Source organism: Methanoplanus endosymbiosus, assembly GCF_024662215.1.
Lineage (GTDB): Archaea > Halobacteriota > Methanomicrobia > Methanomicrobiales > Methanomicrobiaceae > Methanoplanus > Methanoplanus endosymbiosus.
Genome location: NZ_CP096115.1, coordinates 550,482 through 574,368 on the forward strand (window position 1 = coordinate 550,482; position 23,887 = coordinate 574,368).

The window sequence follows — 23,887 nt, forward strand, 5'->3', positions numbered from 1 at the left end:
TTCCCGGATAAAACACGCAGTTTAGCCAAAAGCCACGTCCATCCGTGTGATATAGATCTCCCCGTGGAACCGTGACTGAATCTCCTGCAAAGATGCGGTTTTTAAAAAAAGCTCCAAAGCCTCATGAAGGTTATTACGGGCCTCTTCTACAGTACTGCCCTGGCTTGCAATATCATATTCCGGGCAGAATGAAACATAGCCATCGCCTTCCTTTTCAATAATGGCTGTAAGCTGTTTTCGCATTATTTTTTATCTCCCGTATTTTGTAATAATATCTGTTACTATATCATAATAATTCCGTAACAATTCAGTAACAATTCAGTAACAATTCAGTAAAAGAGAGAGGAGGAACTAAAGAGGCTGAGGCTTTTTTGAAGGTCAGTCTTGTCTGCCGGCGGCTTGACGATCTCAATTGTTTTGTGCCGGGTAAGGTTGCTGGAATTCCTGGGGGATGTGTTTTGGTATCTCCGCTGATGCCGGTTATTTCTTCCTTGCTGCCTGGTCGGTGTGGTCTGGGCGGAGGTTTAAGGGCCAGGTAACTTCAGAGGAGGTTTTGGGGGTTTTTAAAAAGGCAGGGTGTTTTTGTTGATGCCTCCGGTTCTGCCGGAAGTGTGGTGAGGAACTTTTGAGGGCCGGAGTTTTTGAGGAGAGAGTTGGTTTTGATGTCTGCTTTTCTCCGGTTGGGACTCCGGCTGGGGAAGAAAGTTGAGGGATTTTGGAGAGGATGAGTGATAATATCCCTCTAAAAAAGCTTTGAAATTTATCTGTCCAACGATTTAATTATTTCATCAGCAACTTTTAGGGAGCTTTTCAGATTTGATTCCAAATTATAAACTGGTTCAATATAATCTGCATCCTTTCGCCATTGATGAAGACGTAGTAATTTCCTTTTTATGTCGGGTTTTCCCTGTGACTGATAGAATTCTCTGATTAATTTATGGTCTGCTCCTGTATTTCTGGGAGCATATCCCATAGTATCTTTTGCATGACTGAGGGAATATCCAAATGCTGCATAATAGGCCCTGCTTATTGAGCATCTGTATGCCGCTTCCAAAGGCAAGGCATCGTTTTCAGCCTGTGCCTTTAAAAATCTGGCAACATCCAGAAACTGAGACCAGCAAAACATCATACTTTATTCTGAGGGGGTTTATAATCGGTTGTCAAAAGAAGCCACCCCGACTGACCAGCCAGTTCACCCTCAAATTCCTCACAGATTCTGTCCATTTTTTCTATGATGTCATCTGCATAATTTTCCTGACGGATATATAATGTGAGATACTTGTCCTGACTTTCATCATCATAATATAATTCAAGGGAAACTTCAGAGTTCTTAATAAATTCTTCACATGCAAGAAGACAGGCATAGAGAACAGCATCACAGATTCCGGGATGCTTAGTTATGTAATCGATTACTTCTCCGGGATTTGGAATGCTCATATCAAGATATTCTGCCAGGTGAAGCAGGGTTGATTCAGTATAGGCATAACTACATGAACTATTATATGTGATATCTCCCGGACCTGTCTGAACAGACAGGAAGTTAAGATGCTCCGTACTGGTTTCGCTGAAGAGTTCTATCAGAAGTGTCTGAAGCTTTTGTCGTAGCGAATCCTTACCTTCTTCTGAATAATACTCTTCCAAAGTCAGGTATCTTTTTTGATTTCCGATACCACAACCGGAGAAAGAATCAGAATATAACATTTATTCGGCTCCTTTAAACAATGATTCTGTTTTTTCTGTAATGCAATTCCTGAAGATATTTTTTATTTCAGTATGGGCCACTTCTGTCCAGAGCAGAGCATCATCCGGTTTCACAGATCCCGGTTTTGCAGTGAAGAAATCGGTGGTGAGAAGGAATGCTATATCTTCCTTTTTTTCAGGAACTGCTCTTGTCAGCTGAACTCTGCATATGTCTTTTCCGTGATTGTAAAGAAAATCAGATGCCATATTGATATTTCCAACGGTCAGGTTCAGCTTTTCAGGCATATTTGGGTAAAATGTGAAATATTCTTTTAATTCCACAGGTTTGTCTGAGATTTCAATCTTATTGACATATAACAGTCCTATTCTTTCAATTCCGTTAATATCTGTCAGTTCACCCAATGTATTATAGGCTAATCTTATTTTTTCTTTAAACACTTCCCATGAAGGATAAGGCTTTAAACAGCTTATTGAAAGAACTCCCTGAGTAATCTGAATTATATATCTTCTGTCGTTGTCAAAGAACAGATGTCTGTCATTTAACTCATTTTTACTGTTCTGAATGCCTTTTATTGTTGCCTCTACCTGGAAGTGATGAACTTTATTTACTTCCTTTTTAGGAAATTCCGATTTTATCTTTTCGTAAAATTTCAAAGACAGGTCTTTGTCCCAGCCGGTCTTTTTTGAAAACCTAAATTCACATACAGCTTCTCTTATTGGTGAATTGCTATAATCAGTCATTGGTTTTCACTTCTGCTATCTGGAATATATTTCCGGGGATAATTAATATAACTTATCTTACGGATTCACAGGAGGGTTATTTGGGCAAGCCACAAGCCTTCTGCCGCAGCAGTAGGCGCAGTGGCGGTCGTCCATCAGCCGGAAGGGACTCCGGGGAACCCGGAGTCACTTGGGCGTTAATAATCCAGCTTAGCGATAAAACCAGCGAACCGTTCACGGCTAAAGTGTAACGAGGCCGGGAATCGTGAGCGGTATAATACTTTTATTTCTTCCGGAAAGGCCCTGTTATTTCATCTGAATCCAACACATAACCGGAGTCTTGCTGAACTGGACTCTTTTGTGCCGGGTAAGGTTGCCGGAATTCTTGCGGATTGTTTTGGTATCTCTGCCGATGCCGGTTATTTCTTCCTCGCTGCCTGGTCGGTGTGGTCCGGCAGGAGGTTTAAGGGCCGGGTAACTTCAGAGGAGGTTTTGGGGGTTTTGGAAGGGCAGGGGGTTTTTGTAGATGACCGGAGTGATGGGTGTCCTGGTGCTTCCGGTTCTGTTGGTTGTGTCGGGGAGTTATTGAAGGCCGGAGTTTTTGAGGAGAGAGTTGGTTTTGATGTCTGCTTTTCTCCGGTTGGGATTCGGTTGGGGAAGAAGATTGAGGGGTTTTGGGGGGGGTGAAACAATATTTTTGATGCACGATAATTTCCTTATTTATTTTAGGATATTTCTAACTGTTATTTCTATATAGATCTAGAATTTCAATTCGACAGTATTATTTTAGATTCCCACATTAACAAAAATATAAGGGATTGGGGAGTAATTTTTTTTGAAACTTTGATATGTATAATAATCTAATTTCAAAATGAGTTCCCTGGTATTTCCGGTTTTTCAGCGTCCAATCTCTGGAGAATGAAAAATTTTTATGAGACTTATCGTAGCTCTGAAAAACTCGCACCACTGGTGCGAGAAATAGGCTGGAGTCATAATATCATTATTATGGAGAGATGCGGGGACAATTTGGAATATGAGCGATATAATGTTACCATCTGGAAAAAGCCTATATGTTAATGTGCAAAATTCATGAAACAATTATCTGTTATTGAATTGTATTCTATTAAGGATTCACCATAAATATGACAGATATTCTTAAAATACCAAATATTCTCGATAACACTTCTGGTTTTATGCTACTATTTGATGTCTGGGATGAATACAATCATTCCGCAGATCTCACATTTGATTTTTCTGAGTGTACTTTCATAAAACAGAACGGCGTTGCTTTCCTTGCAGGTCTGGCATGTCATATCCGGAAGAATGGTGGAGTGGTCTTTATTGATGAGAGTACAATTATCCCGAAAGTCATGATGAATCTTGCACAAAATGGATTCTTAAAAGAGATTACGGGGGAAAGTGAACCCTGGGATGGTAATTCTGTTCCTTTAATGCAGTACTTCGCACATGATATTAATTCAATTGAGAAGTATCTGGAAGATAAATGGATTGGCAGGGGGTGGATTTACACAAGCAGTCTTTTATCTGAAAAAATCATCGGTAATATCTTAGAACTTTACGAAAATGCTTTTGAACACAGTTTCTCTGATGTCGGAGTATTTACATGCGGGCAGCGTTTTCCAACAAAAAATGAATTGGTCCTGACAATAATAGATTTTGGTATAGGCATTCCACAGTCATTAAATAAATATTTTAAAGAGAGCAAAGAGTCATTTGACGGAAATTACCGGTTAGAAAAAGCTTTCCAGGATGGTTTTTCCACAAAAAGAAGAGAACAGCCAAGGGGCGTTGGTCTTGATCTTCTTAAAGATTTTATTTTAAAGAATCATGGACAAATGGATATATACAGTAATAATGAGTGTGCCCGTATCAAATCAGGCAATATCAGATATGCAATTAAGGACTTTTATTTCAATGGAACTGCGGTAAACATAAAGTTGAAGTGCGATGAGAAGTATTATCTTATTGAAGGAGAGCCTGTAGATCAACCCTATTTCTAATGATAATATGACAATAAATGTTCAAAATATAATCGGGGAAAACTGCATAACGCTTGAGGATGGTGAAAAAGTTTACAGACTGATTCTATCTGCTCTTAATAATAATCAGAATGCAGAACTTGATTTTACCGGCGTGCGTATTTATTCATCACCTTTTTTCAACGGTGCGGTTGCTAAACTATTGGGCAGTTTTACACCGGAGGAACTCAATGCGAGGGTTAAATTTGCTGGTCTTACTAAACATGGCGATCAGGTTTTAAGGCGTGTCATTCAAAATGCCCGTAAATATTATTCCAATGATAAGTTTCGGAGTGCAGTCAATAAAGTAGCAGCTGAGCATTCTGAAAGTTGTTAATGTGATCTGATGGCTTTTGAAGATCATATCAAAGCGTCTGTTGTAGATGTCAGGACTGATGTTCCGAAACGAACAGATGCCTTTTTTGTGGATACCAATGTCTGGTACAATTATACAACAACCTATACGACATTGCCTGATTCATATCAAAAGAAGTACTATCCGGCATATCTTTCAAAGATGCTTCACGCAAATTCCGGAATATTCAGAAGTGAACTTGTTCTCGCTGAACTATCCAGTGTGATTGAAAAATCTTTGTACAGGATTTTTATTGGGGAAAATGATTTTGGCCCGGATGACGTCCCTATAAAGAATTTCAGATATGATTATCCGGATGAGAGGGATAATTTTATTGATGAGTTAAGTATGGCCTGGGACAGCATAAGGGATGTTTCTGAGTCCTTTGATTCCGTTATTGACAGTTCAGTGTCTGAATTTATTCTGAAGGGTTTTTATAATTCATATCTGGACGGGTATGACCTTTTATTTCTTGATTTAATTCAGAAGAAAATGGACAAACCATATATTTTAACAGATGACAGGGATTTTGCAACCGTTCCGGCCATCACTGTTTTTACAGCGAATAATACAATAATCAATGCCGCAGATAGCATAGGTCTGCTTGTTGTGCGATGAAATTTAAATGTTATTTGCCGCAGCAGGAAGGTAAGTGGCGCCCCTCAATATCACTTTTTTATTCATTATAGGCTCATATCCAAAAATATTACTTGCATTACAGATAATGATTTTATATGGTGGGTTCTATCTCCTCTCCGGAGCAGATTATTGAGATTGTCAATGATGCTTTACAGGTCAGGGAAAACAGCACAGTAAATATTCTCAACGATAAACTAACACTTACTGTATTTTCAGAACTTGAAAAAAACCTGAAAAATGTCCGGGAAATAAATTTTATAATACGCGGGACTAATTCCGGTCCAAAAAATAAAGAAATGGTGCAGGAGTTTGAACTTGCTGCATCTCCTTCAGATGTACTTTTCAATAACTACGAAATTGTTAAGAAAAACAAGCTGAAATACTTCCACAAAGCCAGGGCAATGCATGATTTCATCGAATCTCATGTAAATGTCAAGAAAGTCAAATCTCCGGAAATGGTCAAAGGAAATATCTTAATAATTGACGAGGACATCCAGATTCAGGGGACATCCTCACTTGAAATAACCAAATCCAAAAAAATTAAAGGTCTGCCCCAGATAAATTTTGACACATTCATCAATAGTTCGATGGACACTGATCAGATAAAGCGATCTGTTCAGTCATTCTATACTCTGTGGAATAACAGAGGCTATACCTCAGAATATAAAGAAGAACTTCTTGAAGGGTTAAGGTACATCTATAAGGATTATTCTCCGGAATTTTTGTATTATTTTACTCTCTACTCACTTTTTGGAGATCAGCTTGACTCAAGTGTTGAACATTTTGAAAATGACAGTACCCGGTTTAAACAGACAAAGATCTGGAATACCCTTTATAATTTTCAGAAAGATGCAGTTGTTTCAGGCATTCAGAAAATCAATAAACACAACGGCTGTATCATTGCGGACAGTGTCGGTCTTGGAAAAACATTTGAGGCCCTTGCAATAATAAAATATTTTGAGATGAGGAATGACAATGTATTAGTCCTTGCCCCGGCAAAGCTCTACGATAACTGGGATTCCTTCAGGAGTCCGTATAAGGACAACCCTCTTGCAGGAGACAGATTAAACTACAAAATTCTTTCTCACACAGATCTCTCCCGGAATAAAGGGTTCTCCCGTTCAGGACTTGACCTATCAAGAATAGACTGGGGCAGTTTTGATCTTTTAGTCATTGACGAGTCACATAATTTCAGAAACAGAATAGAGAGTGAAGATCACGTCACCAGATACCAGAAGCTGCTTAGAGATATTATTCATAAAGGAGCCAATACAAAAGTCCTCCTCCTATCCGCAACTCCGGTGAACAACTCCTTAACAGATCTTAGAAACCAGATTAGTATAATCACATCTGACCGTGACTATGCATTTGAGGAGGATGGCATTTCCAGTGTTCAGCATCTGTTAATACGTGCCCAAAAGGACATTAATGAATGGTCTAAAACCTCACGAAGAAATAAGACTGAACTTCTGGACCGGCTGCCTTCTGAGTTCTACAAACTTCTTGAGATGGTTACGATTTCAAGAAGCAGAAAACATATCACCCGTTATTATGGCACCGAAAACATCGGTGTATTCCCAAAGAAACTTACACCCATGATTTTTAGGCCGGAAATCGACTCGGAATCCGAGATTATGCAATTTGCGGATGTAAACGAAGAATTAGAAGGTCTGCTCCTCTGTGTTTATTCTCCTATGGCTTACATTCTTCCGAAGTATAAGGAGATGTACAGGGAGAGGTTTGCAACCAAAATTAATGGTAAGAGAATATTTGATCATGAGCAGAGAGAGGCCATAAATGTCAAACTCAACCGTTTTAATCTGTGCAAAAGACTTGAGAGTTCAGTTTATTCATTCGGAAAAACGGTTGAGAGGCTGCTTGGCAGAATTGATTCACATATATCGAGGATGTCTTCGGGAACAGGCACTGTTTCTGATGAATATGATTTGGAGGATGAAGAGGAATTCTTCCTGGAGTATAAGTATGACATTGATGTCAGGCACCTTGATGTAAGGAATTATCTGGAGGACCTGAGATCTGATAAGGAGAAACTTGAGAGGATTTCAGGCCAGGTCAGGATCATTCTTGATGAAAAACGGGATTTTAAGCTGCATGAAATTACAGCATTTGTCAGGAATAAGATTAATGAGACTCCTTACAATCCGGGAAATCAGAAGGTTTTGATATTTACAGCATTTGCCGATACTGCCAATTATCTGTATGATTCTTTATGGCCAATTTTAAAGGAGGAAGGGGTTCATACTGCTATTGTTACAGGCACCGGAAGTCCTAAGACGACAATTAAGGGTGCAAATCTGAAGTATAATGAGGTCTTGGCCAGGTTTTCGCCAAGGTCTAAGGGGAGATCAGGTGATACAGATACAGAAATTGAAGTTCTGGTTGCAACGGACTGTATCTCTGAAGGTCAGAACCTTCAGGACTGCGATTGTGTGATTAATTTTGATATTCAGTGGAATCCGGTTGTTCTGATTCAGCGTTTTGGAAGAATTGACAGGCTTGGAAGTATCAATCCTCAGATACAGATGGTTAATTTCTTCCCTCATATGGACCTGAATGACTATCTTCAGCTTGAGGAGCGTGTGAAGCGGAAGATGGTTGCAGCAAATATTGGTTCTACAGGGGATGAGGATCTCTTAACTCCTGATCTCAATGATCTGGAGTTTAGGCGTACCCAGCTTGAGCGTATTCAGGAGGAGGTTGTTGAGCTTGAGGAGATGGGTGATACAATATCCCTGACTGATCTGAATATGAACGGTTATCTCAATGAGCTGTATGAGTATGTGAAAGAAAATCCTGATGTTAAGAAAGTTCCGGCAGGGGTATTTTCGATTACAAAAGGAGAAGAGAAGGGGTGCCTCTTCTGTTTCCGGCATAGTGAGGACTTAGCCAAACCAAAGAGTGACAGTTCTCTCTATCCGTATTATCTTATGTATGTGCAGAATTCCGGTGAGGTATATATCGGGATGCACAATGCCCGTGAGGCCCTGGCTGAGTTCCGCCGGATTTCTTATGGTAAGTCTGAACCGGATGATGTTCTTATCCGGAATTTTAATAAGAAGACGCATAATGCAGAGGATATGACAAGGTATTCAAAGCTTATTACAAAGGCAATTTCAGGAATTACAGGGGCAGAAAGAAAGCGGGCTGAGGAGAGTATCTTTGACTTTTCCGGGTTTAGTGATGAGTTTTCAGATTCCGGTGAGGATGATTTTGAGCTTATCTCTTTTCTGATTGTGGAGTGATTGCGTGTTTAAAATTCCGGAAGAATACAATACAGGACTTGTTACAGATAAAAAGAGGTTTCCTCTCTCTCATTTAAAACAGGCTGAGAGGCAGCGTTTCCGCCGGACTCTTAAGGAACTGGTTCTTGATGCGGTTGTAAAGGATGATATTATTCCCTCTTTTGTAAGTGATACGGACTCTGTCAGGGCAGTTCAGTTTTTCACAGCAGATGTAGATTCTGTACGCTCGGCACCTTTTGTCTGCGGAATTTTGCAGCGGATGACAAAGACTCCTTCTGTTATTAAGGTCAGGGATGATAAGAAGGAGTTGTATTCTTTTGCTCTAAAGCGGCTTAATCTTCAGGATAAGGATTTGGTTGTTGTGACTGATGAATTTCTGACCCATTCTCTTACACGGGGTGTGTCCGGAACGGAGGACCGGCTGATTCAGGACTTTGCCGGGTGGGACTGTATTGTGAATAAGACGGATCTGTATTCGTGGTATCTGGAGATGATGGTTAAGTGTTATATTATTACGAACCGGGATTTGTGGTCCGGGATGAATGACCTTCTCTCATCTAAATCTAAAGTCTGGTATAACACAGAGGACGTTTTACTTCTCTTTGAGGACGTTAAGGTTCTGGTCAGACTTACGGATGAGAGGAGCCGGTCAGTAACAACCGGAAATGCCTCCCGGATTAACGGCGAATTGAAGAGAACATACGCTAAGCTGAAAGGTTATGTCTGAAGGTGAATTCAGAGGTTGTTGATTAATTTTAATGAGTTCTTTTCAGATTTTCTTCAGAGTTCCTTCCGGATTGCTCATACAATATTCTGTAACAGGCTCAGAATTACAGAGATGTCAAAATCACAGGCATATATTCTCTAAATATCAGGTGGCTAATATATGGACGTTCTAAAGGAGATTAAAGGAATTTTAGTCTTTGCCCTTAAACAATTTCCCCTCTTAGTTTTTGTATTATTTGCTATTTATCCAGTCTGGGCATATTATGGAGAGTTCTATGGAATGATACTCTTAGTTATAATTACATATTTTCTTTATTTTATTCTCTTTTATCTTCATCAAAAAAACCTGCTATTCAAACGTGACCACATTTTAATTAATATGGGTATTATTCTGTTATTTGCTGTTGTTCTGATAGTTCCACAGTTATTTGTAATAAATACTATAGAGTGTGAGGCCCAGGATGCTATTGATGAATATTCATTACTTGCGGATGAGATATTTAAGGATGATACTCTTGGAATCTGCTGGAGTCTGACAGGTGCTTACAGAGGTGATTATTCTTCGGGATTTCATGTAAAAGATAGTGTAATTCCGGCGAGAAATCTTGCAGAATTCTGTGTAAAGCCGTTTTATGCTCCATTCATATATTATTTCATCCATGAGTTTTACAATGAAGATTATGGTTATGGTAAAGCTGCTTTATTAACCCGGACAGGCAATTGCGGAGAGTTTTCACAGGCAGTTGTGTATATGATAAATGCCACAATGGGACTTCCGACAAGGTCTGTTCACTTTAAAGGTCATGACCATGAATTTCCTGAAGTTTTTGTTAATGATGACTGGTATGTCTTTGACAGGACATTTAAAACAACGGAATTTCCGGTAAAATCAGAAGATTATGCCGGATATATTGAAGATAAAGATGAAGATTTTTCAAAATGCATTTCAGATATTAAGCAGGTTAAAAGTGATATTTCCTTACTTGACGAACATGGATTTAACACTACAACAATTGAGGTTCAGTTGGCTTACTGGGATAATATGACATTTGGGGATGTCTTCATAACTCTCTATGTAATGGACAATAATGCGACAATGCCTGTTCTTAACCGGAAACATCCGGATGATAACGGACACTGTAATTTCTCAGTTCGTTCTGATATTAGATACCTGATATTTGCTGAAAAGAGCAGTTTATTCTCAAAATATAAAGGATTTAAGGATCTGTTTGCAGCTAACCGGACAGAGTTTATGAATGTCAGTCTGTATGAGGTCCCCTGCTGATCATTTGCATACTTATTGATTGCCATATTAACAAACTGCAATACCAACCTTACACCCATAAATCATCAAAAGGGCAAATACTACATTAGCAATTGCAACAACAAATCGCCACATTTAAACAACAATATTACAAATTCTCATATATTAATCAAACGTGATTGTCATGGAATACAATAAAACTGAAATCAATAATCCTGAAAAAAGCGATTATGGAAGCACTAAAACTGAAAAAAATAAAATATCATCATCTGTTTTTAATCCGGCATCTGAAAACCTAAAGCGCCTCTCTGCCATTTTCCCGTCAATCATTAAAGACGGTCAGGTTGATTTTGAAGCCCTCAAAGCTGAACTTGGCGAGTTTGAGGAAGTTGATAAAGAACGCTATGAGCTGACATGGGCCGGAAAGCAGCAGGCAAAGAAGACTGCTGCCGAAGGTGTTTCTGGACGGACTTTAAAGTATGTCCCGGAGGACTCCAAAAATCCGGAGACAACAGAAAACCTCTACATTGAAGGGGACAATCTTGAGGTTTTAAAACTCCTTCAGAACAGCTACATGGGCAAAGTCAAGATGATCTACATCGATCCCCCGTATAACACCGGGAAAGATTTTGTTTACGATGATAATTTCAAAGAAAGTAAAAAAGAGTATGAAAAAAAGACCGGGCAAAGGGATGAAAATGACAATCCACTTGTACTAAATCCTGAAACTTCTGGTCGTTTTCATGCCAACTGGCTTTCAATGATGTACTCTCGTCTTAGAATTGTAAAAAATCTCCTTAGTGACGAGGGTGTTATTTTTATCAGTATTGATGATCATGAATATGATAATCTGAAAATAATATTGGATGAAATATTTGGAGTTTCTTCTCATGTGGCTACTGCCATTTGGAGATCTACGGATAACAGCAATAATGATGCAAAGCAATTCTCTTGCGATCATAATTATACTTTAGTTTATTCAAAATGTTCAAATTGGCAACCTCAAAAAATATCTGATTTGTCTAAGAGAAAGCATTTTAAAAATCCCGATAATGATCCAAAAGGTCCATATTTTGATGGAAATCCTGTGAATTCTCCAAATTATCGGAAAAATTTAATTTATGATTTGGTTTCTCCTCAGGGAGATGTTATAAAACCCCCTAAAAATGGTTGGAGGTGGGCAAAAGAAACATTGGAGGAAAAACTCTCAAGTGGAGAAATAATATTCAAATTGGATGGTTCAGGCATTCGTAGAAGAACTTATCTTTGTGACATGGGGGGATTACCTCCTTCTTCTCTATGGATTGAATTTGATAAAACAGGTCACAATCGTCAAGCAAAATATGAATTATTGGAGCTTATTCCCGAAGATGTTTATGATACCCCAAAACCAACAAAACTTATAAATTATATAATGAACTTATCCAATGTCAAAAATAATGACATAGTGATAGATTTTTTCTCTGGGTCAGCCACAACAGCCCATGCAGTAATGCAGCTTAACGCAGAAGATGGCGGCAACCGGAAATATATCATGGTTCAGTATCCTGAAGAACTGGACGATACAGAAAAAAGGGAGAAAGATAATAAAGAGGCAATAGCCTTCTGTGATAAACTTGGAATTCCCAGAACAATATCAGAGATAGGAAAAGAACGAATCCGCCGGGCAGGAGAGAAGATAAAAGAAGAGGCCGGCGGGAAAGGTAAGAATGCAGATGATCTGGACATTGGTTTTAAAGTCTTTAAGACTGCTGATACAAACGTCCGGTGGATAGCAGAGGAGAACGGAATGGATGTGTCACAGACACAGCTTGACGACAGTTCCGTGTCTGATAAAGATCTCCGGGACTTTATGCCGGATGCAACTGACATTGATGTTGCATATGAAATTCTTCTCCGGCAGTATGACATACCGCTCTCTGCCAGTATGGAGACCCTCACAGATATAGGCCCGAGGACTTACTGTTTTGCCGATGCTGTTGTTGTCTGCCTTGAAGAAGAACTTACTCCGGACATAATTGATAAAATCGCTGCAATCGAGCCAATGCCGCATAAAGTTGTATTCCGTGACAGTGCGTTTGGCAAAGACATCGCTTTAAAGGTCAATACAATGGAGCGTTTTGACGCTATGATGAAGAAGCACAGCGACAGAACAAAACAGTCCTACACCGTTGAATATCTCTGAGGCCGCCGGAAATGTCAGATAAAGTAACATTCCGGTTCGATGACTCACTCGATTATCAGCTTGATGCCATAAATTCGGCAGTTAATCTCTTTGAAGGACAGGAGAAGACCGAAGGCACAACCATATACCGTGAAAGCATAAGAGAAATGGGCGGTTCACTTGAGAGAAACCCAAGAATCACCCTCTCATCCTCACGGCTCTTAAAAAACCTGCATGATGTACAGTTCAGCAGTGGTCTTGACTCTTATGACTCCCCCTTAAACGGAAATTACACCGTTGAGATGGAGACCGGAACCGGAAAGACCTATGTCTATCTCAGAACCATCCTTGAACTGTACAAAACCTACGGACTCAGAAAATTCATCATAGTCGTCCCAAGCATTGCCATCAAAAAGGGTGTTGAAAAGAGTATAGAACAGCTAAACGAGCACTTCAAAGCACTATATGACAGCCTTGACATAAACTCACGCTCATTTGTCTATACCTCAAAAGCAATCGGAAAACTCCAGGACAGTTTTACTTCAAGCCCGGAATTATCCATTGCAATAATGAACATCCAGGCATTCAACAAAGACACAAACATCATCCGGCAGGAAATAGAAGGAAGGCCCGTTCTTTGGGACCTCCTAAAAGACGTCCGTCCTATAATCATAATCGACGAACCACAGAAGATCGAAGGCACAAAAAAGAAGAAAAGCTCCTCTCTTAAGGCAATAGAAGAGTTAAACCCGCAGTTCATCCTCCGGTACTCAGCAACCCACAAAAATCTGTACAACCAGATCTACAAACTTAGCTCATATGACGCCTACGAAAAGGGCATTGTCAAAAAAATAGAAGTCAAAACCATCTATGGAGAAGTGCCAAAAGACTTCCCATATATCCGGTACGTAAACTTCACCAGTGACCTGAAGGCAAAACTTGAGATCTTCTGCCGCGATCCCGATCATGGCATAGTAAAGAAGAAATTTGATGTACAGAAAGGCAACTCAATATCTGAACTCTCCGGCGGACTGTCCCAGTACAAAGATATGTTCGTTCACAGTGACCCCCATAAAATAGAAGGAGTTACCATCAGCAGCAGGTTCGGTCAGCAGACACTCTTTGATCCGGATACATCATCTTCAAAATGGGGCGTTACCATCAAAAATGGACATGCAGACTTCTTCACATTAATTCCGGGTGACTGCACATACAATGAAGAATTAAAGCTAAACGACAGTATCGTCACCCGCGTCCAGATAAGAATAGCAATCAAAAACCATCTCGACAAACAGTTTGCAATCCTCGAAGAAGGAAAAGAGATAAAGGCCCTCTCACTCTTCTTCATAGACTCTGTTAAAAAAGTCAGGGACGATGACGCACCTGACGGAAGAGGACAGTACCTCAAAATCTTTGACGAAGAATATCAAAACCTCATACAGGAAGAAAAATACAGAAGCGGATTTAAAAAATATGCTAAATACTTCCCCGAATACACCGATGTCCTCAAAGTCAGGGAAGGTTACTTTGCCAGGGATAAAACCGGAAAAGTAGTCGAACCGGAAGAGACATCCCGCAAAGGCGACTCAGACGCATCAGTTGAGGACAGCTACAAGGCAAAATCAAAGGAAGACATCGAACGTGGAATATCCCTGATATTGGAAGGAAAAGAAGAGTTAATCTCCTTTAATACCCCACTTGCCTTCATATTCTCCCACTCAGCCTTACGTGAAGGATGGGACAACCCAAACATCTTTACAATCTGCACATTAAAACAGGGCAACTCAGACATCTCAAAAAAACAGGAGTTAGGTCGTGGTCTTCGACTTCCGGTTGATATTAATGGATCACGGTGCCTGGAAGAGAATGTAAACTGGCTTACAGTTATTGCAAATGCGTATTATGAAAACTTTGCAAGAGACCTTCAGGCAGATTTCAATGCCGAAAGTGGATTTGACAGGGAAACAGTTACCCTTAGAGAACTCAGGGAGACGTTAGTTAAATCCGGAATTCCGGGCGAAAAAATCACCCCTAAACTTGTATCTGAATTTAAATCAGAGCTTAAAGATAATGTAATTATCAATTCAAAGGACAGGCTTACCGGAGACGCATCAAAGATCTCCACAGCAGTATTCAAAGATGAAACACTAAAAGAGCATTCATCAGCAATCAGGGAAGCCTTCGTTGAGGTAATGAGAACAAAAGGCTCCAGAAAAATTCTGATCAAAAACGGTGACCAGCCGGATATTGACAATGATCTCTACTCCTATCTTGATGAAGATTCATTCAGAAAACTTTTAAGAGACCTTACATTAAGGATGGAGAAGAGGACATACTATGAGGTTGATATAGACTCTGATAAATTCATTCTGGATGCAGCAGCACATCTTTCCGGTCTGCTTAAAAGACCTGAAATTACCAGTCAGCAGATTTCAATCACTAAATCCAGACTGGATATGAAAGAGACCGGAGAAGCAAAACTCTGTGAACCAACGGCCAGGTATGAAACCGAAGAGGCATCACATTTTCAGCAGAAGAAATCTGATTTCCAGATTGTAAATTATATCATGAGCCAGACCCGGCTTCCCCGTATGGCAATATATGCAGTCTTAGGAGAACTTGAGCCGGAGGAGAAGGAATATCTAAGAACCCAGGACATTCTTGATATTGCTGCAACTGAGCTTAGAAATCTTCTTCAGATGGCAAAAGCGGAGAAAGTGACCGGGTACCATGTGATACAGGGCTATGTCTTTGATGAAAGGACTCTCTTTGAATCCGATGTAATAGATCCTGACCTTTTAGAAGAGGAGAAGAAGATTTACCGGACCAATGCAAAGAGACGTAAAGCCCTTTACCCATATTACCGGACAGACAGTGACGGTGAATATGATTTCGCCCGGCACCTTGAGGATGACGATGATGTCCTTCTCTTTACCAAACTTCATAAAGGCGGTTTTGTCATTGATACCCCGTATGGAAATTACTCCCCGGACTGGGCAATTATCTATCGTAAAGGTGAATCGGCCCGGCTTTACTTCGTTATAGAGACAAAAATAAATAAAGACAAAAGTGATCTTACCGCAAAAGAGGTCTGCAAGATAGAATGCGGAAAATTGCACTTTAAAGCGGTCTCTGATGATGTCAAATCTGACAATATAAAATTCCTGTATGCCAGGAACTATCAGGATTTCAAAGAAAAAATGATTTGATAACTAATATTATCTTTTTTGTTTTTTTATTCCTGATATTGCAGCATTATTCATGCCGGGATAATTCCGGAATGTAAATTATAAACGCTATTAGCCCAAATCTAAACCAATGACAGTCTGGATTGCATCAACGAACCGGGAGAACTGGGAAGTCATAGAAAAGAAGAACCTCTGGGGTGTGCCAAAGAGGAATAAGAACAGCATCGGGAGATCAAATCCCGGCGATAAAATCCTGATATTTGTCCGGCAGGAAAAAACAGATGTCAAAGATGAAATAATTCCATCAGCAATAACCGGAGCCTTTGAGATAGTATCAGAGCCTTTTGAAGATGAATCTCCGGTTTTCAAAAAACCGCCGACAATGCCCGGAGAAGAGTTTTTCCCATACCGAGTAAAGTTAAAGCCGGTTGAGATATTTGATGAACCACTTGATTTTAAGTCTTTAATACCAGAACTTGAGTTTATCACTAATAAGAAGCAGTGGACCGGACATTTACGAACGGCAATGAGGACTATTCCTGATGCTGATTATGAATATATCATGAAGGCTGCAAAGACTCCGAGAGGATGAAAATATCGGAGAGATAAGTATTTTTAGTATGCCTGGTGGAGAGGCGGCAGGACTGAAAGCTATTCAATAGATCTTGTGTCAATGCCGGTTTAAGATTTCTTAAGTTTTATCCGGTAAAAGTTGAAGAACTTCCAATTATATTATATAAACAACCTGAAAAAAGAGATGCAGCAAGCAAAAGAGCCAATATCAAAACTAATTGCTTCTTCTCTAAACCCATTGTCAGTATCTTTGGATATTACTGGTATAAAACCTATTTTGATTTCCGGAGTTGTTTGAAAATAATCATAATTTAAGATGGCATATTTCCGGGGAAAATTATGAATCCCTCTTTATCCAGTGCCATTTCCGGAAGGGGTTTATATTCCTGTAATTCCTTACTAATTTCAGATTTGGCCTTTTCAAATAGTGATAACAGTTTTGCAGGGTCCCGGCCACAAAGAATTAAGATATACCAGGCACTGTTAAGGCTTAAAAATGTCCCTTTTTCTACTCCTTTGCCATTGTTCAGGGTTGCATGGGCCGTCCGTATAATATCCTCCCACTGCCGGTCCGTTAATTTATCATTGGGATATATCTTCAGAATATCAGGCATTCTTCCGGTTGCTGTAGAACTAAACTCCTCAAGAGCAGGTTTAAGATTAAAAGTACCGCTTTTCCCGGAAAATTTATTATTACGATGAGATAACATAAAGTATCTTTCAGCTTCGGCCTGATAATCAGCAAGTTCTGAATCTTTCCATTCAATATTTAAATCAAGTCCCATCTGAAGGGCTGAAGACTGTACCCATGCAAGGTCATCAATAAAAAGTTCGGCATCCATCTCCTCGACATAACATGACCGGTCGGGAATTGCTACAAGCTGGTAAAATGTAGGTTTTTTGTTACCATCCTTTCTTAATATTCGGCCCATACGCTGAATTAGCTGAAGTTTTGATTTTGTGAAGGCTACATTTATCCCTATATCCGCAGATTTTATGTCAATTCCTTCATTTAACATATCAGCACCGATTAAAACACCATGTTCTGCATTGATGAATTTATTTACAATATCTATGGGTTTTTCCTTTATTTTTGAGTGTATTACAAAAACATTGTCCAGATGACTTTTAAGTTGTTGGGCAACAGAGTCACAACTATCAATATTCATGAGGAAAAGAACAATTTTATGCTTATTTCCAAGTTTTTTTGCAAGTTCTATTGCTTTTTCCAGACGTGGCTGTGATGTATGAATAATCTGCCTTCTCTTTAGGAGCAGTGCCTGAAGGGCTTTCCAATGATCAGGGATGAATTTTCCGGTACGGCGGGCCTGGTCAGTCAGATAGATAAAGTCAGCAAGTCCTCTTATTGAAAAATCGTTTTTATTTGTAATTTTAAAGATTGTGTTTCTATCGTTTCTGACATTGTTAAAGAGCTTAATTATTCTATTTGACATCTCTGAAAAATTCTCCTGTTCTCTTATATCAAGATATACAGGATGCACAACCCATGAAAATTCAGGAATAATTCCGTCTTTTAATGCCTGGAGAATTGGATATTCATACACAACTCTTCCAAGTTCTTTTGAAATAATCTGTCTCTTAACTATATCTCCAAGCTGCGCAGTCAGTCCCAAAAGCCATTTATGGCGTACTGCGAGTGCTCTTTTAAATTTTATTCCGCCCATATGGTGGACTTCATCAATAATCATCAAATCTGTGCTGTATTCAGAGTGTCTTGTCATTAATGTCTGAATGGTTTCAAACTGGATTGTAACTCCATCTGCTGAGATCCCTGTCTTATAGGATTTCCCTGTTCCCGCAGGGAGACCCATTTTATTAATTATTTCTCTTCTCCACTGGTTTAGTATGACAGTTGAATGGCAGGTTATGAGAACTTTTTTCCTGTTCCCTGTATTCAGGCTTTCTTTCCACAATTTTTCAATAGCCATCATTCCAACAACCGTCTTACCGGTTGCAGTTGCCATTTCAACAACCCCATAATGTTTTTTTTCCCAGGCTGATATGGCCATTACCTGATGTTTCCAGGGAATCATAGTAACTTTGGGCTGTTCTGCAATTTTCATTGCCTCACTACAATCAGTTCTGGAAATTGTTTCCATAAGATCAAAGAGAAAATCCCTGTTTTTTATTATAAAAAAAAGTTCGAGGAAAAAAAGTCCACTGCCGGCTTCAAATAAATTTGAGACTCTGTCAATTACTTCAGGTCCTGAAAATCCGTTCTGCCCGTTATTTTGTCCTTGTCTGCTTAAATTAGTAATTATCTTTTTCAGAATAATGTTTATTAATGCAATATCGACTGTCCCATGAATATCTGTTTCTTTGTATGATATTTCTGATATGAGATTATTAATAACTTTGAGGAAATTCTCAAAAAGCTCCTTTGTTTCGTCATAATATTCTGGATCATTTAGTAGTGGATTATAGGCTGATTCAGATTCTATTCTGGACGAAAGAAGGGAAAATAAATTATCTTTATACCACTCTCCAAGTTTTCTATGTTCTTCCTTAAAATCAAGCCCCAATAGTGGTTCAAATCGGTATCTGTCCTGCTTATAATAGGTGTACTGAAGAAGTGCCTCATCAGCATAGAAAAACCCTACATAAGGATCTTTAAGAAATTTATCCTTAAAAACCTCAAAGTCAGGAAGTTCTGAATTTTTGTTGCGCCTTTCAGAGAGGCAGACTGAACATAATCCCATGTCCGTTGCATCCCGGATTCTGCACTTGCTACAAAGAACCAGTTTTCTCTTCCCCCAAAAATGAATAAATCATGGTAATATCCCCATTATACTGAATAAGCAAACCATTATTTTAGATTGCACAATCCATTATTAATGAATTATTTATTTACATTATTAACCTTCCTATTTACTAGTATAGCAATATTTCAATGGTCAATATTATCATCCACCACCAAATACCTTAAGTAAAACCGCAACAACCCCTCCGGCCCCGGCTCCGATTCCGGCTGACAACTGCTGCTCTTTCTTCCCGTCACGGGCCGCTTCAGATTTCCGGATTTTTCCGGTCTTCAGGGAGTTCTTATCCGGCCCTCTAAGTCCTCACTCTCACTTATCAATCCTTCTTTTGCGTCTCACACATCCACTTAACATCCCGGCTGTTGATTATGTTGTCATGTAAATGGTCATCCATGATACTTGCTCATTTAATTGTCGCCAATCATACGCCGGAGTTTTAAAAATATTATTAGGGCACAGACTCCGAAGATGGATAAAGCGAAGCGGTGGTTAATGGAGAACGGGCAGCTCTTAGAGGAGGAGATATGAGAGTTGGTATTTATTCCCTCTCTGACTTATATCCATTAAAGGGATTTATTGCTTAAAAATGACATAATTCTCTCTTTAAAGATGATCCGGGTGAAAAAAATATAGGTTGATCTAAAGCCTGGTTGAATTACTCAGAATCTTCTGATTCTTCTTCCTGCTCAGAAATATCTTTTAATGAGTTCAATATCTGCTCTGCTAATTTTTTTGCATTTTTATGATTCATCATAATTCTGTTTGCAGGTATTGTTCTGACACCATCTGCAATAGTTCCGGGCAATGTGAAGAAATCAATAATATATTCGTCATTTGTCTTCATAGTGGACGTTGCATTACTGTAATTATTACTATTATATTCTATATGGAAATCCTTCGATTCAGCCTTATAAATATTCTCTGAAGAGAATTCTAATGTAGTTTTACGCTCTTTTTTTGTCATGATATTACCTCCTCCTCAATCTCAAAAGGATAATTTTCTAACTCTACAGATATATCGTATCCATCCGGTTCAAATTTATCTTTATATACCTTATCCAGGTAGCTCATACTGATTTTTTCACCTGAGTCCTGCCATGACGATATTTCCTTTCTGGCTCTTTTAAGATTGGGTTTAACTAACAGTTCTCCAAGCACTCCACGAATAAGACCTTTACCCATATTCGTAGGCTGATAACATGCTTTTTCTTTAATACCAATCTCAGTAATATTTTTTGCAGACTTTTTTATAAGGCCGGCCCTGCTAAGCTCTTTTAAATATCTGTTGATTTCTCCGGATGATGACGTGGAGAAGCATTTTTTTATCTCGTTAAATTTCAGTTCATCATGTTTTAGAATTGCAATATATATTGCAAATGCCTTATCTTTTGACAATGGCTTCAATGAATTCCTGATTTCCAAAGGAATCTCAGAAAGATATTCATCTACTTTGGCACTATCCATATGCCTTAACACCTCCAACTCTCTAAGTGGTAATTTATAGGTCTCAAAAATCAGACCTATTTCATCTATATGATAGACAAGGTTTAAAAATGTTCTTGTTTAACAATTTAATGAAGGGATATGAAATATAAGATGGGGAATTTTTTTTCAGAATATAAATCAGATATAAAATCTCTTTCTGCGGACAAATCAAAATTAAAAATCGGAATTTTTGGTTCATTTGCTAAGAATAATTTCATATTTCTCGAAAATTTGAAATCCGGACTAATAAAACGTGGCTACAAAAATTGTTCTTTTTCAAAAGATTATGAAATATATGCTGTGAAAGATGACTCTAAAAACGGTGACGATATTAATTTAGCAGCGAGTGAAATGTTAATTGATAATTCACAGGCGCATATACTGTTTTTTTTCAGAGAAGATGATGTTAATACTCCATATAATCAGTCAGCAATTATCGAAATTGCAAAAATAGATGAGAGAAATATGGATAATGTTTTAGTACTCTATGAAGAAGAATTTACAGAAAAGCAGTGTAAAACTCTTTTTAGAGGTATAATCAGCAGGCATGATAAGGATAAGAACTGGGTGCAGGAATCTTTCAGCAAATCAGATGATAATTATACGCTTGATGTTGCCTCTGCTTTTTGCTATAATTGTCTGTTAGAAGATTGAAGAGAATAATTTAGTATCTGTAATCCAAATCTAAACCAATGACAGTCTGGATTGCATCAACGAACCGGGAAAACCGGGAAGTAATAGAAAAGAAGAACCTCTGGGGTGTGCCAAAGAGGAATAAAAAGAGCATTGAGAGATCTAACCCCGGAGATAAGATACTGATATTTGTCCGGCAGGAAATTGCCGGTGAGGGTGGAAATGCAGGTGCAAATGCCGTTGCCACCGATGACATTCTTCCGTCAGCGATAACCGGAGCCTTTGAGATAATATCAGAGCCTTTTGAAGATGAATCTTTGGTCTTCAAAAAACCGTCAACAATGCCCGGAGAGGAGTCTTTCCCGTACCGGGTAAAGCTAAAGCCGGTTGAGATATTTGAAGAGCCACTTGATTTTAAGTCCAGTACTTTAAATTAAGTGCTCGATTAATATTTAAAATTGATGAATATTGTTTTAAAAATGTCTTACTGTATGCCCCTAAATTGAATATTATATCCAAATGTCCTGCATTTCAAATTTGAGGGATAAAAATGTATTTTGTAAACCGATTTTGGTTAACACCATTTTATCCCACTTGAACCACAACACACTGCTTCATATTTCATGAATAAATGTCTGAATAAATGAGTTTGAATCGAAATTATACCGTTTCCAGTAAAGATATTGTAAAATTTAAAATAGCTACCGCTAAACCTGGCCATCTGCATACTCAATTCATGAAGATGTCTGAATATCAGCTTATGGCAATTTCATTAAGGCTCAATAAATGGAAATGCTCCCAAGCCTCTTTAATTAAGATAGTGATAAAATGGTGCAAGGGAAATCGATCTCTATAAATTACCTTTGGTCCCCTCTGAAGTTTTGCAAATCTCTTCCATTTGATTGAAACCCAATGGTTCTGTATTATAAAAGAGATTAAAAAATAATAAAACCTAACTACCGGATCCTTAGTGGATGTCCTTGCACCACTTTTATTAGCAAGGACATATGTGGACTCAATGGCAAATCTGTGTTTATACAATCTTCTAATCGATTTTGGAGATTTACATACCTTATAAACTACAAATGCTCGATGAAGTACACCATTTTTGCCTTTCTTTCCCATTTGATAGACAATACAGTCAACTATTTCTATCTCCACTGGGAACTTTGATTTTGAATTTAGGGTGTGTTTAAAGGATTTTGATTTTTTACCTTTTAGATTCTTTTTGAGTTCCTCACCATGTTGCTTCACCGGCATGAGGTGTGGGACATCTGATTCTTTTAGGTAGCTAAAGATTTTACCTGTGTAGAACTCCCTGTCTAACATTAAACATTTTATTTTCAGACCTAAACTCCGAATTAACTCAACACATGTTTTTATTCCATCTAAATTATTATCATTATCTTTCCAGGGAATAACAAGAAAGGTGAGGTGCTTATCCTGGTCCACAATCGATAAAGTCATGTAAGCAAAGAACTTGGTTGTCGATGCTTTCTTCTTGTTGCGTATAATATTAGGATCTTCTTCTTCGTCTTTAACCCCATAATATGGCTTGAGGGTTTTATCAATAGCAAAATTGTAAGCCCTGCCTTCTATAATTATGCCTTCCCCTGCCAATAAAAGTATTTTAGAGGAATCTGATTCTAATTTCTCCATGTCAATATTATGTAAATATTTCAGACAGGTTGTATGGGATGGCAAACCATCTGTCATTTTTACAAGTCCTGAAATCGAATTTTTAGAACATGCCGCTGCTATTGTTCCTCTTACAATTGTTTTTGAATCATAATATCTGCCATCTGGAAAGGAGATATGATCCTCAATAATATCACAGATCAATTCAAGTTTTCCAAGCTTCAGTCCTGTATCTGACTGGATTTTGCTGTTTTTTTGACCAAATATTGCCACAAGGATGATGTTTTGGAGGCAATATATATCTATTGATTGGCAATTGGTACATCAAAAAAACAAGATCATATTGAACATTTGTCTGATTCAGATTGTGCAAACATTCCACGGCACGCAGCAGAGGTTTTGACACAATATAATATTGAGAAGTACTTAACTATTTGAGTTTAGGCAGAAAACTCCGGGGTCTTATGTGATGAAATTTGCGGAATCTTTAAAGTACTGAAGTCAATGATTCCAAAACTTGAGTTTATCACTAATAAAAAGCAGTGGACCGGGCATTTACGAACGGCAATGAGGACTATTCCTGATGTAGATTATGAGTATATCATGAAGGCTGCAAAGACTCCGAGAGGATAATTACTATTGGGTAATGATTACTTTAGAGGATAATTAAACAGAATCAGGATGGATATACCGGCATACAAAAGAGACAGCATCTTCCG

The 23,887-nt window shown here is 38.6% G+C and carries 22 protein-coding genes; 14 read left to right on the forward strand and 8 right to left on the reverse strand.

Going from position 1 to position 23,887, the window contains the following annotated elements; all coding sequences use genetic code 11:
• Positions 1-21: 21 nt before the first annotated feature.
• The 4 genes from L6E24_RS02265 to L6E24_RS02280 form a co-directional block, all read right to left on the reverse strand.
• Entirely contained in the window at positions 22-243 is a 222-nt protein-coding gene (locus L6E24_RS02265) for a type II toxin-antitoxin system HicB family antitoxin (protein WP_004078044.1), read from the reverse strand.
• A gap of 517 nt (positions 244-760) precedes the next feature.
• Positions 761-1,054, reverse strand: coding sequence for a hypothetical protein (locus L6E24_RS02270; RefSeq protein WP_257743111.1), 294 nt, complete (start codon positions 1,052-1,054; stop codon positions 761-763).
• 71 nt (positions 1,055-1,125) lie between these two features.
• Positions 1,126-1,701 (reverse strand): hypothetical protein, encoded by a 576-nt coding sequence (locus L6E24_RS02275; RefSeq protein WP_257743112.1) that lies wholly within the window; start codon positions 1,699-1,701, stop codon positions 1,126-1,128.
• Complete coding sequence (locus tag L6E24_RS02280) at positions 1,702-2,442, reverse strand: TIGR04255 family protein (RefSeq protein WP_257743113.1); 741 nt, start codon at positions 2,440-2,442, stop codon at positions 1,702-1,704.
• A 339-nt stretch (positions 2,443-2,781) separates the two neighbouring features.
• Between L6E24_RS02280 and L6E24_RS02285 the strand changes: the two genes are divergently transcribed.
• The 11 genes from L6E24_RS02285 to L6E24_RS02330 all read left to right on the forward strand — a co-directional run bounded on the left by L6E24_RS02285 (position 2,782) and on the right by L6E24_RS02330 (position 16,651).
• A complete protein-coding gene (locus tag L6E24_RS02285) occupies positions 2,782-3,108 on the forward strand; it encodes a hypothetical protein (RefSeq protein ID WP_257743114.1) in 327 nt (108 codons plus the stop codon).
• A 231-nt stretch (positions 3,109-3,339) separates the two neighbouring features.
• Positions 3,340-3,498, forward strand: coding sequence for a DUF1016 N-terminal domain-containing protein (locus L6E24_RS14730; RefSeq protein ID WP_373021150.1), 159 nt, complete (start codon positions 3,340-3,342; stop codon positions 3,496-3,498).
• A gap of 65 nt (positions 3,499-3,563) precedes the next feature.
• Positions 3,564-4,442 carry an ATP-binding protein gene (locus tag L6E24_RS02290; RefSeq protein WP_257743115.1) on the forward strand — a complete coding sequence of 293 codons (879 nt, stop codon included), beginning with the start codon at positions 3,564-3,566 and terminating at the stop codon, positions 4,440-4,442.
• A 7-nt stretch (positions 4,443-4,449) separates the two neighbouring features.
• Entirely contained in the window at positions 4,450-4,797 is a 348-nt protein-coding gene (locus L6E24_RS02295; RefSeq protein ID WP_257743116.1) for an STAS-like domain-containing protein, read from the forward strand.
• A gap of 9 nt (positions 4,798-4,806) precedes the next feature.
• A complete protein-coding gene (locus tag L6E24_RS02300; protein ID WP_257743117.1) occupies positions 4,807-5,433 on the forward strand; it encodes a hypothetical protein in 627 nt (208 codons plus the stop codon).
• Between the two features lie 116 nt (positions 5,434-5,549).
• Entirely contained in the window at positions 5,550-8,717 is a 3,168-nt protein-coding gene (locus tag L6E24_RS02305) for a helicase-related protein (protein WP_257743118.1), read from the forward strand.
• Between the two features lie 4 nt (positions 8,718-8,721).
• Positions 8,722-9,444, forward strand: a complete 723-nt coding sequence (locus tag L6E24_RS02310) for a DUF4391 domain-containing protein (RefSeq protein WP_257743119.1) — start codon at positions 8,722-8,724, stop codon at positions 9,442-9,444.
• Positions 9,445-9,603: 159 nt separating this feature from the next.
• Entirely contained in the window at positions 9,604-10,728 is a 1,125-nt protein-coding gene (locus tag L6E24_RS02315) for a transglutaminase-like domain-containing protein (protein ID WP_257743120.1), read from the forward strand.
• Between the two features lie 163 nt (positions 10,729-10,891).
• Positions 10,892-12,892, forward strand: coding sequence for a site-specific DNA-methyltransferase (locus L6E24_RS02320; RefSeq protein ID WP_257743121.1), 2,001 nt, complete (start codon positions 10,892-10,894; stop codon positions 12,890-12,892).
• A gap of 11 nt (positions 12,893-12,903) precedes the next feature.
• Complete coding sequence (locus tag L6E24_RS02325) at positions 12,904-16,080, forward strand: restriction endonuclease (RefSeq protein WP_257743122.1); 3,177 nt, start codon at positions 12,904-12,906, stop codon at positions 16,078-16,080.
• Positions 16,081-16,189: 109 nt separating this feature from the next.
• On the forward strand, positions 16,190-16,651 hold the full coding sequence (locus tag L6E24_RS02330) for an EVE domain-containing protein (protein ID WP_257743123.1): 462 nt from the start codon (positions 16,190-16,192) through the stop codon (positions 16,649-16,651).
• Between the two features lie 292 nt (positions 16,652-16,943).
• Here L6E24_RS02330 and L6E24_RS02335 read toward each other — a convergent pair whose 3' ends face one another.
• The 3 genes from L6E24_RS02335 to L6E24_RS02345 all read right to left on the reverse strand — a co-directional run bounded on the left by L6E24_RS02335 (position 16,944) and on the right by L6E24_RS02345 (position 20,807).
• Positions 16,944-19,352: a DEAD/DEAH box helicase gene (locus L6E24_RS02335; RefSeq protein WP_257743124.1), complete on the reverse strand. Its 2,409-nt coding sequence runs from the start codon at positions 19,350-19,352 to the stop codon at positions 16,944-16,946.
• Positions 19,353-20,067: 715 nt separating this feature from the next.
• On the reverse strand, positions 20,068-20,376 hold the full coding sequence (locus tag L6E24_RS02340; RefSeq protein ID WP_257743125.1) for a DUF3467 domain-containing protein: 309 nt from the start codon (positions 20,374-20,376) through the stop codon (positions 20,068-20,070).
• Positions 20,373-20,807: a hypothetical protein gene (locus L6E24_RS02345; protein WP_257743126.1), complete on the reverse strand. Its 435-nt coding sequence runs from the start codon at positions 20,805-20,807 to the stop codon at positions 20,373-20,375. Before L6E24_RS02345 ends, L6E24_RS02340 begins: the two co-directional genes overlap by 4 nt.
• A 189-nt stretch (positions 20,808-20,996) precedes the next feature.
• Here L6E24_RS02345 and L6E24_RS02350 point away from each other — a divergent pair, with 189 nt between their 5' ends.
• Together L6E24_RS02350 and L6E24_RS02355 are read left to right on the forward strand one after the other, a co-directional pair.
• Complete coding sequence (locus L6E24_RS02350; RefSeq protein ID WP_257743127.1) at positions 20,997-21,551, forward strand: hypothetical protein; 555 nt, start codon at positions 20,997-20,999, stop codon at positions 21,549-21,551.
• A gap of 38 nt (positions 21,552-21,589) precedes the next feature.
• Positions 21,590-21,967 (forward strand): EVE domain-containing protein, encoded by a 378-nt coding sequence (locus L6E24_RS02355; RefSeq protein WP_257743128.1) that lies wholly within the window; start codon positions 21,590-21,592, stop codon positions 21,965-21,967.
• A 316-nt stretch (positions 21,968-22,283) separates the two neighbouring features.
• On the opposite strand, the gene L6E24_RS02360 is transcribed toward L6E24_RS02355, so the two are convergent.
• A complete protein-coding gene (locus tag L6E24_RS02360; RefSeq protein ID WP_257743129.1) occupies positions 22,284-23,441 on the reverse strand; it encodes a transposase in 1,158 nt (385 codons plus the stop codon).
• 231 nt (positions 23,442-23,672) lie between these two features.
• Here L6E24_RS02360 and L6E24_RS02365 point away from each other — a divergent pair, with 231 nt between their 5' ends.
• Entirely contained in the window at positions 23,673-23,801 is a 129-nt protein-coding gene (locus L6E24_RS02365; protein WP_308219137.1) for a hypothetical protein, read from the forward strand.
• Positions 23,802-23,887 lie beyond the last annotated feature (86 nt).

Bases quoted from the DNA above. Each gene is read 5' to 3' on its own strand.
- L6E24_RS02265 (WP_004078044.1), bottom strand. From the start codon at position 243: ATGCGAAAACAGCTTACAGCCATTATTGAAAAGGAAGGCGATGGCTAT.
- L6E24_RS02275 (WP_257743112.1), bottom strand. From the start codon at position 1,701: ATGTTATATTCTGATTCTTTCTCCGGTTGTGGTATCGGAAATCAAAAA.
- L6E24_RS02280 (WP_257743113.1), bottom strand. From the start codon at position 2,442: ATGACTGATTATAGCAATTCACCAATAAGAGAAGCTGTATGTGAATTT.
- L6E24_RS14730 (WP_373021150.1), top strand. From the start codon at position 3,340: ATGAAAAATTTTTATGAGACTTATCGTAGCTCTGAAAAACTCGCACCA.
- L6E24_RS02290 (WP_257743115.1), top strand. From the start codon at position 3,564: ATGACAGATATTCTTAAAATACCAAATATTCTCGATAACACTTCTGGT.
- L6E24_RS02295 (WP_257743116.1), top strand. From the start codon at position 4,450: ATGACAATAAATGTTCAAAATATAATCGGGGAAAACTGCATAACGCTT.
- L6E24_RS02300 (WP_257743117.1), top strand. From the start codon at position 4,807: ATGGCTTTTGAAGATCATATCAAAGCGTCTGTTGTAGATGTCAGGACT.
- L6E24_RS02305 (WP_257743118.1), top strand. From the start codon at position 5,550: ATGGTGGGTTCTATCTCCTCTCCGGAGCAGATTATTGAGATTGTCAAT.
- L6E24_RS02315 (WP_257743120.1), top strand. From the start codon at position 9,604: ATGGACGTTCTAAAGGAGATTAAAGGAATTTTAGTCTTTGCCCTTAAA.
- L6E24_RS02320 (WP_257743121.1), top strand. From the start codon at position 10,892: ATGGAATACAATAAAACTGAAATCAATAATCCTGAAAAAAGCGATTAT.
- L6E24_RS02325 (WP_257743122.1), top strand. From the start codon at position 12,904: ATGTCAGATAAAGTAACATTCCGGTTCGATGACTCACTCGATTATCAG.
- L6E24_RS02330 (WP_257743123.1), top strand. From the start codon at position 16,190: ATGACAGTCTGGATTGCATCAACGAACCGGGAGAACTGGGAAGTCATA.
- L6E24_RS02335 (WP_257743124.1), bottom strand. From the start codon at position 19,352: ATGGGATTATGTTCAGTCTGCCTCTCTGAAAGGCGCAACAAAAATTCA.
- L6E24_RS02340 (WP_257743125.1), bottom strand. From the start codon at position 20,376: ATGACAAAAAAAGAGCGTAAAACTACATTAGAATTCTCTTCAGAGAAT.
- L6E24_RS02350 (WP_257743127.1), top strand. From the start codon at position 20,997: ATGAAATATAAGATGGGGAATTTTTTTTCAGAATATAAATCAGATATA.
- L6E24_RS02355 (WP_257743128.1), top strand. From the start codon at position 21,590: ATGACAGTCTGGATTGCATCAACGAACCGGGAAAACCGGGAAGTAATA.
- L6E24_RS02365 (WP_308219137.1), top strand. From the start codon at position 23,673: ATGATTCCAAAACTTGAGTTTATCACTAATAAAAAGCAGTGGACCGGG.